The organism is Polaromonas sp., from assembly GCF_041689105.1.
In the GTDB taxonomy this organism is placed as follows: Bacteria; Pseudomonadota; Gammaproteobacteria; order Burkholderiales; family Burkholderiaceae_C; genus Polaromonas.
The window spans coordinates 1-9,290 of sequence record NZ_JBDNGU010000082.1; the positions used below are offsets into that span (position 1 = coordinate 1).

The 9,290-nt window shown below is 63.9% G+C and carries 4 protein-coding genes and 1 pseudogene; 3 read left to right on the plus strand and 2 right to left on the minus strand.

Annotation, left to right across the window (positions count from 1 at the left end):
* On the minus strand, positions 1-641 hold a 641-nt coding region (locus ACESMT_RS07755), incomplete at its 3' end, for a radical SAM protein (RefSeq protein ID WP_372825992.1).
* 194 nt (positions 642-835) lie between these two features.
* Between ACESMT_RS07755 and fnr the strand changes: the two are divergent.
* A pseudogene (gene fnr / locus ACESMT_RS07760) lies at positions 836-1,553 on the plus strand (fumarate/nitrate reduction transcriptional regulator Fnr).
* Here fnr and ACESMT_RS07765 read toward each other — a convergent pair.
* Positions 1,550-4,237, minus strand: coding sequence for a GNAT family N-acetyltransferase (locus ACESMT_RS07765; RefSeq protein WP_372825993.1), 2,688 nt, complete (start codon positions 4,235-4,237; stop codon positions 1,550-1,552). The pseudogene fnr and the gene ACESMT_RS07765 overlap by 4 nt on opposite strands.
* A 369-nt stretch (positions 4,238-4,606) precedes the next feature.
* Between ACESMT_RS07765 and ACESMT_RS07770 the strand changes: the two genes are divergently transcribed.
* Positions 4,607-7,468 (plus strand): cation-translocating P-type ATPase, encoded by a 2,862-nt coding sequence (locus ACESMT_RS07770; protein ID WP_372825994.1) that lies wholly within the window; start codon positions 4,607-4,609, stop codon positions 7,466-7,468.
* Positions 7,469-7,528: 60 nt separating this feature from the next.
* A complete protein-coding gene (locus tag ACESMT_RS07775; RefSeq protein ID WP_372825995.1) occupies positions 7,529-9,067 on the plus strand; it encodes a DASS family sodium-coupled anion symporter in 1,539 nt (512 codons plus the stop codon).
* Positions 9,068-9,290 lie beyond the last annotated feature (223 nt).

The following is a 9,290-nucleotide window of genomic DNA, read 5'->3' on the forward strand; positions in this document are numbered from 1 at the left end:
ATCAGGTCCATGTTGATGGAGTCGAAACCAATCTCACGCGCCTGCACCATGAGAGCGCTGACCTGCTCAAACGGCTGGATGCGATGCACGGCTTTTTGCACATCCGGATCGAAATCCTGCACACCAAAGCTCAGACGGTTGAAGCCGAGATCGGCCAGGGCGCGCAGGCGCTTGGCGTCAACCGTCCTCGGGTCAATCTCGATCGAGTATTCGCCACCCGGCGCAAGGGCAAAGCTGCGCCGCAGCATGGCCATCAACTCGCGCAATTCGTCGTCGGACAGGAAGGTGGGCGTGCCACCGCCCAGATGCAGCTGGGTCACAGTCTGTCCCGTGCCAAGCTGGGCCGTGTGCAGGTCAATCTCGCGACTCAGATAGCGCAGGTAGCTCGCTGCGCGGCTGTGGTGCTTGGTGATGATCTTGTTGCAGGCGCAGTAATAACAAAGCGATTCGCAAAACGGAATGTGTACATACACCGACAGCGGCAATGCCAGCACGGTTGGACCATCGCGGCGCTGGACCAGGGCCTGACCATAGTCAGCAGCGCTGAAAGCCTCGACAAAACGGTCAGCAGTCGGGTAGGACGTGTAGCGGGGCCCGGGAATGTCAAATCGTTGCAGCAGGTCGGGCATTACAGGGGTCATCGCAGGATTCTCATGGTGGTATCCGACTGTGCAGCGCACACCTCCGGGGGGGCTTGATCTGGATCAAGCGCACCCCCACAACGGAGTCAGACCATTTGATCCAGATCAGAAAAGGCACCGCCATGAAAGAACCCCCTCTACCTGCGCAACCCGCGCGACCCGTGAGCCCGGTATCCGCGCCGCGCCTGCACGTCATGAACACGCAAACCATGAAAGTGGTTTGTTCCAACTGCAACCTGCGTGAGCTGTGCATGCCTGTGGGCACGAGCCCGGAGGAACTGGCCCGCATCGACGAGGTGGTGGACACACGCCGCAAGGTCAAGCGCGGCACCGCGCTGTTTCGCAACGGCGAAGCCTTCGAATCCCTGTTTGCCATCCGCACCGGCGGCTTCAAGACCTTCGTCAATACCGAAGGTGGCCGCGAACAGGTGACGGGTTTTCAGATGGCCGGTGAAATCATTGGCCTGGACGGGATAGTCAACGACCGCCACACCTGCGGCGCGGTGGCGCTGGAGGACGCCGAGGTCTGCGTCATGCCCTTTGACCGCATCGGCGATCTGGCGCGCGAAGTCAGCGCCCTGCAACATCATGTGCACCGCATCATGAGCCGGGAGATGGTGCGCGAGCACGGTGTCATGCTGCATGCTGGGCAGCATGCGCGCCGAAGAGCGGCTGGCCGCTTTTGTGCTGAACCTTGCGCAGCGGCTGCACGCGCGCGGCTTCTCAGACACGGAGCTGGTGCTGCGCATGCCCCGTGAGGAAATTGGCAGTTACCTCGGCATGACACTCGAAACCGTGAGTCGCACCTTCTCGAAATTTGCCGACGACGGCCTCATTGAAGTCCGTCAGCGCCAGGTGCGTATCCTGAACGCCCCGGAGTTGCAGCGCATCGTGAGCCAGCAGTCAGGCTAAGCGCTGCGCTCGCTCAGTACCAGCTGCATGGCGATGGCGTCCGGCATGGGACCGGCCGACACCTTGAAACCGGCTTGCCGTGCCAGTGCCGCCATGCCTGCGTTCTCCGGCAGACATTGCCCCGCCACCTCCACGGTGCCGCGCTCGCGCAGGTACGCTATCAGCTTGTCAAGCAGCAGCCGGCCCAGGCCCTTGCCCTGCCAGTCGGTGGCCACTTGAATCGCGAATTCAGCCACCAGGTTGTCCGGGTCGCAGACGGCCCGCGCCTCGGCCACCATGAGCGGTTCGCCGCCCGCCTGCGGCACCATCGCCACAAAGGTCATCTCGCGGTCATAGTCGATCTGACTGTAGCGCGCCAGTTCGGAATGCGGCACCTCGCGCCGCGTCATGAAAAACCGCAGCCGCATATCGGCGGGCGACGCGCCGGCATAAAAAGCCATCAGGCGCTGGCCATCCTCGGGACGAATCGGACGCAGCAGCACATCCTGGCCCTTGACCTGCACATGCTCTTCCAGGGTCTGCGGATAGGGACGGATGGCCAAGCGGCTGCGCTCACCCGCCAGGACCGGGCGTACCCTGACCCGCGCATCGAGCGCCAGCACGCCAGTTTCGTCCACCAGCAGGGGGTTGATGTCGAGTTCGGCCAGCCAGGCCAGGTCACAGGCCATCTGCGAGACCTTCAGCAGCGTGGCCAGCAGCGCCGCCTCATCGGCTGGCGGGCGCCCACGGTAGCCCGCCAGCAGGAGCGACAGCCGGCTGCCGGCGAGCATGTCCTGCGCCAGGCGGGTGTTGAGCGGCGGCAACGCCACCACATGGTTCTTGTGCAGCTCGACGGCAACGCCACCCTCGCCGAGCAGCATCACCGGTCCGAACACGGGGTCCGACGCAATGCCGACGATCAGCTCGTGCGCTCCGGGACGTTCAGCCATCGCCTGCACGGTGAAGCCGAGTATCTGCGCCTGCGGCAGCAGACCGATCACCTGCAGGCGCATTTTCTCGGCCGCGCGCCTGAGTTCTTCCGCAGAGACCAGGTTGAGCGCCACACCACCGACGTCAGACTTGTGGATGACCTGGCGCGACACGATCTTCAGGGCCACGGGGTAACCGATGCGGTTGGCCGTGGCAATCGCCTCCTCGACATCGCCGGTCCTGACGGTTTCCACCGTGGGGATGCCGTAGGCCCGCAGCAACGCCTGGGCCTGCGCGTCACCGAGCCATTCGCTGCCTTCCTCCAGCGCCTCCTCCAGCAGCGACTGGGCCAATTGCCGGTCCGGCGTGAAGTCTTCCAGCGCGGAGGCGGGAAGCTGCTGCAAGGCCTGCTGGTTGCGTGCATAGGTGGCCAATTGCAGCCACGCTGCCGCAGCGCGCTCCGGCGTGTTGTAGCTGGCTATGCCCGCCCCAGCGCTGGCCCGCCGCGCCGCCGCCACCGCCGCACCGCCCAGCCAGCACGTCAGCGCCGGTTTTGCGGACGCCTGTATCAATGGCAGGCAGGCCGCTGCAATCTGATCCGCCGGAACAATGGCTGTGGGGGCATGGATGAACAGCACACCATCGACCTCCGGCGCAGCCAGCAGCACCTTCAGCGCATCCTCATAACGGCTGACAGGGGCGTCCCCGACGATGTCGATCGGGTTGCCGTGAGACCAGGTGGGCGGCAGGCACTCGTTGAGCGCTTCCAGCGTCCTGTTATCCAGCACCGCCAGCTTGCCGCCGCCCAGTGCGAGTGCGTCAGCGGCCAGTACCCCGGCACCGCCGCCGTTGGTCAGGATCGCCAGCCGCTCGCCGTGCCACCCCTTCACATGGGTCAGCGTTTCGGCCGCGTCGAACAACGCCTCCAGCGTGTCCACCCGCAGCATGCCGGCTCGCTGGACGGCGGCGTCGAACACCACATCGGAACCGGCCAGCGCCCCGGTGTGCGAGGCTGCCGCCCGGGCACCGTCAGGCGCACGCCCGGCCTTGACAACAATCACCGGCTTGTTGCGCGCAGCGGCGCGCGCCGCCGACATGAACTTGCGCGCGGCCTTGACCGACTCCATGTACATCAGGATGGCCCGCGTCCCGGGATCGCTGGCCAGGTAGTCGATGACGTCGCCAAAGTCCACGTCGGCGCTGTCGCCGAGCGAGATGAAATGCGAAAACCCGATGCCGCGGCTGTTGGCCCAATCCAGCATGGCGGTCGCCAGCGCGCCCGATTGCGTCACAAAAGCCAGCTTGCCCGGCAAAGCATTGCCAGGTGCAAAACTGGCATTGAGTCCGATCCCCGGCACCAGCGCCCCGATGCAGTTGGGCCCGAGGATGCGCAGCAGCCACGGCCGCGCCGCATCCAGCATGGCCTGCTCCAGCGTGGGCCCGCCCGCGCCCGAGGCCTGCTTGAGCCCGGCCGACAGCACCATGGCGGCGCGCGTGCCCTTGCGGCCCAGGGCGGTGATCAGGTCGGGCACGGTCTCTGCCGGCGTGCAGATGATGGCCAGGTCAGGCGCCTGCGGCAGCGACTCGACATCGGGCCAGGCCGGCCCGCCACCCACGCGGGTGTGCCTGCGGTTGACCGGCCAGACCGGCCCCTGAAACCCGTCCGCCCTGAGGTTGCGCAGAACCACGGCCCCCACACTGCCTTCCCGGTCGGAGGCGCCGATCACGGCTACCGAGCCCGGGTGAAACAGGGCTTCGAGATTGCGTACGCTCATAAAACTCCTTGCACGCACGCAGGATTTCCGCATGACAAAACCAGCTTAGCGCCGGGAAAGGTGCCCCCATTGTTTTAGATCAACCAGACCGGCGCTGGCGCCCCACAGAATGACAGCCACCACAACGGTCTTGCCATGGAAACATACAGATACACAAGCCAACCGGCAAAGCGATTCGAGCGATGCCTTGGTGATCGTGAGGAAGTGGCGCGTGCCATTTTTCGCGTCACCGGCGACAGCGTCTGCAAAACCGCTGCGCCGGACCCGCTCGCGGCTCTGCCCGCGGGCATTTGTACCCCCAGCGCCGAACCGACGTTCACCGGACCCACGATGAACGGTAGCCCATGACCCGACGCACGACAAGTTCCCATGTTGATGGCAACTAAGGTGAACAGCACCTTTCCGACCGAAATGACCCTGGCCGCTACGCCAGACCCTTGCACCCTGAGCGCCGGGGAAGTTGTCGAACTGGTAGTCACCAACATCGACAAGGGTCTGACCAGCGCCGAGGCAGCGCGCCGCCTGCTGGACGGTGGTCCGAACGAGCTTCGCGCTGCCCCGCGTATTCCCGCCTGGCGCCGCCTGCTGGCGCAGTTTCAGGACCCGCTGATTTACCTGCTGCTCACTGCCATCGGCATTGCATTGCTCGCCTGGGCCATTGAGGGGCGGCAGGGCTGGCCGGTCGATGCCATCGTGATCGGCGTGGTGGTTCTGGTCAATGGCGTCCTGGGTTTTGCGCAGGAGGCCAAGGCCGAGCAGGCGGTAGCGGCGCTGGCGCGCATGACCACCGCCAGCGCCGCCGTGCTGCGTGATGGCCGGCTCCAGCAAGTGCCAGGCGTCGAACTGGTGCGCGGCGATGTGTTGCTGCTGGGCGAGGGCGATGCGGTGGCAGCCGACGCACGCCTGCTGAAGGCCGCGTCGCTGCGCGTGCAGGAAGCGTCACTCACCGGCGAAAGCCAGGCCGTGCAAAAAGGCACCGCCACGCTGCAAGGCTCGCCAGCCCTGGGTGACCGGATAAACATGGTGTTCAAAGGCACAGCGGTGGCGCAGGGCACCGGCTTGGCGGTGGTCACGGCGACGGGCATGCAGACGCAGATGGGCACCATCGCCACGATGCTGGAGGTCACCCCGGTCGCACCCACACCGCTGCAGAAGGAGGTAGCGCGCATAGGCCGCATGCTGGGTTTGGCAATCGTCGGAATCTCGGTCGTGGTGGTCACCACCATCTTGCTGATCACCGAGATTCGCAACGCCAAGGATGTCATCGACGTGTTGCTTCTGGGCGTGGCCCTGGCGGTGGCGGCGGTACCTGAGGGCTTGCCGGCAATTTTGTCGGTTGTACTGGCGCTCGGCATGCAGCGCATGGCCAAACACAAGGCCATCGTGAAAAACCTGTCGTCGGTGGAAACACTGGGTTCGGCATCGATTATCTGCTCGGACAAGACCGGTACCCTGACCCGCTCGGAGATGACCATAGAGCGTGTGATGACCGCTTCGGGCAGCGTGCATGTGACGGGTGTGGGATACACGCCGGTTGGGCGCCTGGAGCATGAGGGCCAGGAGCTGACCGCCGGTCCGTTGAGGCAAGAGCAGATTGCATTGCTCAGCGGTGGCAGCCTGGCTGGCAATGCGCAATTGCGCCAGGCCGACAGCGGTACCTGGGAAATTCACGGCGACCCCACCGAGGCGGCTTTTCTGGTGGCGGAGCGAAAGCTGGGCACACACGAGCGCCGCGCCAAACGCTTCGAACGCATGGGTGAAATCCCGTTCACCTCCGAGCGCAAGATGATGTCGACCATTGAGATCGACCATGAACACGCAGACGCCCGGGTGCTGGTCACCAAGGGCGCTCCTGACGTGCTGCTGGGTCGCTGCAGCCATGCACGGATAGGCATGGACTCGGTTCCGCTGACCGACCTGCTGCGTAAGCAGGTGCTGGCTGATGTCAATGCGATGTCGGACGCGGCACTGCGCACGCTGGCAGTCGCCTACCGGCCTCTGGCTCCCGGCGAGGAGACGCAGGATGGCGACGCCCTGGAAAACAATCTGATTTTCGTCGGCACCGTCGGCATGATCGATCCGCCCCGGCCGGAAGCCAAAGTAGCCATTGCCGAGGCGCGGCGCGCGGGTATCCGGGTCATCATGATCACCGGCGACCACCCGCGCACCGCTGCGCGCATCGCGGCAGACCTGGGCATCGTGGCAGCCGGCGAAGCGGCGCTGACCGGAATCGACATCGATGCACTGGACGAAGCGGCCTTTGCCGCCGTCGTGCAGACCACCTCCGTGTATGCGCGCGTATCACCTGCGCACAAACTGCGCATTGTGGATGCGCTACAGGCGGCCGGCCACATCGTCGCGATGACCGGCGACGGTGTCAACGACGCCCCGGCGCTGAAATCAGCGGATATCGTTGTCGCCATGGGCATCACCGGCACCGAAGTCAGCAAGGAAGCAGCCCGCATGATCCTGGCTGATGACAACTTCGCCACCATCGTGCAGGCGGTGCGCGAAGGGCGCAACATCTTTGACAACATCCGCAAGTTCCTGCGCTACCTGCTGTCGTCCAACATGGGTGAAGTGTTGACAGTGTTCCTCGGTGTGGTCGGAGCTGGGGTGATCGGACTTACCCAACCCGGTGGCCAAGTGGTGCTGCCGCTGCTGGCGACGCAAATCCTGTGGCTCAACCTGATCACCGACTCCTGGCCTGCGCTGGCGATTGGCATTGATCCACCGACGGACGACGTCATGGCACGCAAGCCGCGTCCCCTGAACGAGCGTGTGATCGACGCGCGCATGTGGGTCGGCGTGGTGGAGATCGGTCTGGTGGTGGCGCTGGCGTCATTGCTGACGATGGACCTGTACCTGCCCGGCGGCCTGATTGAGGGAACGCAGAGCCTGGACACCGCACGCACCGCAGGTTTCACGGTGCTGGTGTTTGCGCACCTGTTCAACTGCTTCAATGCCCGCTCGGAAACCACCAGCGCTTTCCACCACCTGTTCGTCAACCCGTGGCTTTGGGGCGCGCTGGCCCTGTCAGGGCTGCTGCAGGTCGCGGTGGTCCACCTGCCCTTCCTGAACCTGGCCTTTGGCACCGTGCCGCTGACGCTGGCGCAGTGGCTGGTCTGCGCCGCGATGGGCAGCAGCGTGCTGTGGTTCAGCGAGCTGCGAAAGCTGCTGCGTCGCGTCTGGCATAACAAAAGCAGGAACAACTACAGCCAGCCTTCTTGAGGAAGGTCAAGCCTGGCCGCCTCAAAAGCCCGATAGTTTCCCCTGAATAAGGAGAGCCGCATGACCCCTCTGCTGAACCCGACCCCCTCCCCCGGCCCCGCCGCTGCGGACGGCACCGGCGCCAAGGGCACCATGCTCAAACAGGTCGGGCTGCTTGCGGCAGTTGCCGCCCTGCTGGCCGTGCTGTGGATGCCCAGCGTGCAAGGGCTGCCTGCGGCCGGACAAGTGATGCTGTCCGTCCTCGCTTTCGCGGTGATCGTCTGGATGACCGAGGCGTTGGACTATGCGGTCAGTTCCGTCGTGATCGGCGCCTTGATGGTCTTTCTGCTGGCCTACGCACCCGATGCGGCCAAACCCGCCGGGGCCGACATGGGCACCAGGGCGGCGCTGGGTCTGGCTTTGTCCGGGTTTTCCAACAGCGCGGTTGCACTGGTCGCTGCGGCCTGCTTCATTGCCGCGGCAATGACCGCCACCGGGCTGGACCGGCGCATCGCTCTGCTGGTGCTCTCGAAAGTGGATGCCGGCACCAACCACATCGTGATGGGGGCAATGGTGACGGGTTTTTTGCTTTCATTCATCGTGCCCAGCACCACCGCGCGAGTGGCGTGCCTGGTGCCCATCATGATGGGCTTCATTCTCGCCTTCAAGGTGGACAAACGCAGCCGCTTTGCCGGCCTGCTGGTGATTACTGCCGCGCAAACTGCCAGCGTCTGGAACGTCGGTATCAAAACGGCAGCGGCACAGAACATGGTGGCCATCGGTTTCATCGAAAAGCAGTTTGGCAGCGGCATCAGCTGGACCGAATGGTTTATTGCCGGTGCACCGTTCTCGGCCCTGCTCAGCGTTGCGGTTTATTTCATCATGACGCGCATGATGAAACCCGAGATGAAAGAGATTGAGGGCGGTCAGGCCACCATCCGCCTGCAGCTCGGCGCCATCGGGAAAATGAGCGTGCGAGAGTGGAAACTGCTGGCGATCGTGCTGACACTTCTGGGCTTCTGGGCCACCGAGAAAGTGCTGCACAACTTCGATACTTCCTCCACCACGATTGCTGCCATTGCCCTGATGCTGCTGCCGCGCCTGGGCGTCATGGACTGGAAAGAATCGCAACGCGGCTTTCCCTGGGGAACGGTGATCCTTTTCGCCGTGGGCATCAGCGTGGGCACAGCGCTGCTGCGCACTAATGCTGCCGCCTGGCTTGCCAACCTGATTGTGCAAAACCTCGGCTTGCAGCAGGCCAGTGCCTTTGTCATTTTGATGCTGCTATCGCTGTTCCTGATCGTGATTCACCTGGGATTTGCCAGCGCGACGGCACTGGCCTCGACCATGATCCCGATCATCATCAGCGTGCTGATGGCGGTGCAGACGCCGGGCATCAACGTGATTGGCATGACCATGCTGCTGCAATTTGTGGTGAGTTTTGGTTTCATCCTGCCGGTGAACGCCCCACAAAACATGATTGCCTACGGAACTGATACTTTTGATGCCCGGGATTTCGTTCGCACGGGTCTGGTGATCACGCTGGCAGCCGCGGTATTGCTGGTCATCTTTGCACTGACTTACTGGCCCTGGATGGGGTATATGACCCACGCTGCTTGATCCAGATCAAGGGGCGGGAGCCGACGAAGCATTAGCCTGTCTGTCTGGTCACGCCCGCGAGGCCCGTGCCGATAGTCACGAATTTTGGTTCTTCGTCGAATCCACTGTGAATTTTCCTTCACTCCAGCACAATTCAGTTTTCCAAATTGATTGACCGTGCCATGAAAGATACCGCGCTGTACGAACACCTTCTTGGACTGAAGACGCCCTGGTCGGTGAAGAA

Excerpts from the sequence above, each read along its gene's own strand:
- ACESMT_RS07765 (WP_372825993.1), bottom strand. The coding sequence starts at position 4,237 with ATGAGCGTACGCAATCTCGAAGCCCTGTTTCACCCGGGCTCGGTAGCC.
- ACESMT_RS07775 (WP_372825995.1), top strand. The coding sequence starts at position 7,529 with ATGACCCCTCTGCTGAACCCGACCCCCTCCCCCGGCCCCGCCGCTGCG.
- ACESMT_RS07770 (WP_372825994.1), top strand. The coding sequence starts at position 4,607 with ATGTTGATGGCAACTAAGGTGAACAGCACCTTTCCGACCGAAATGACC.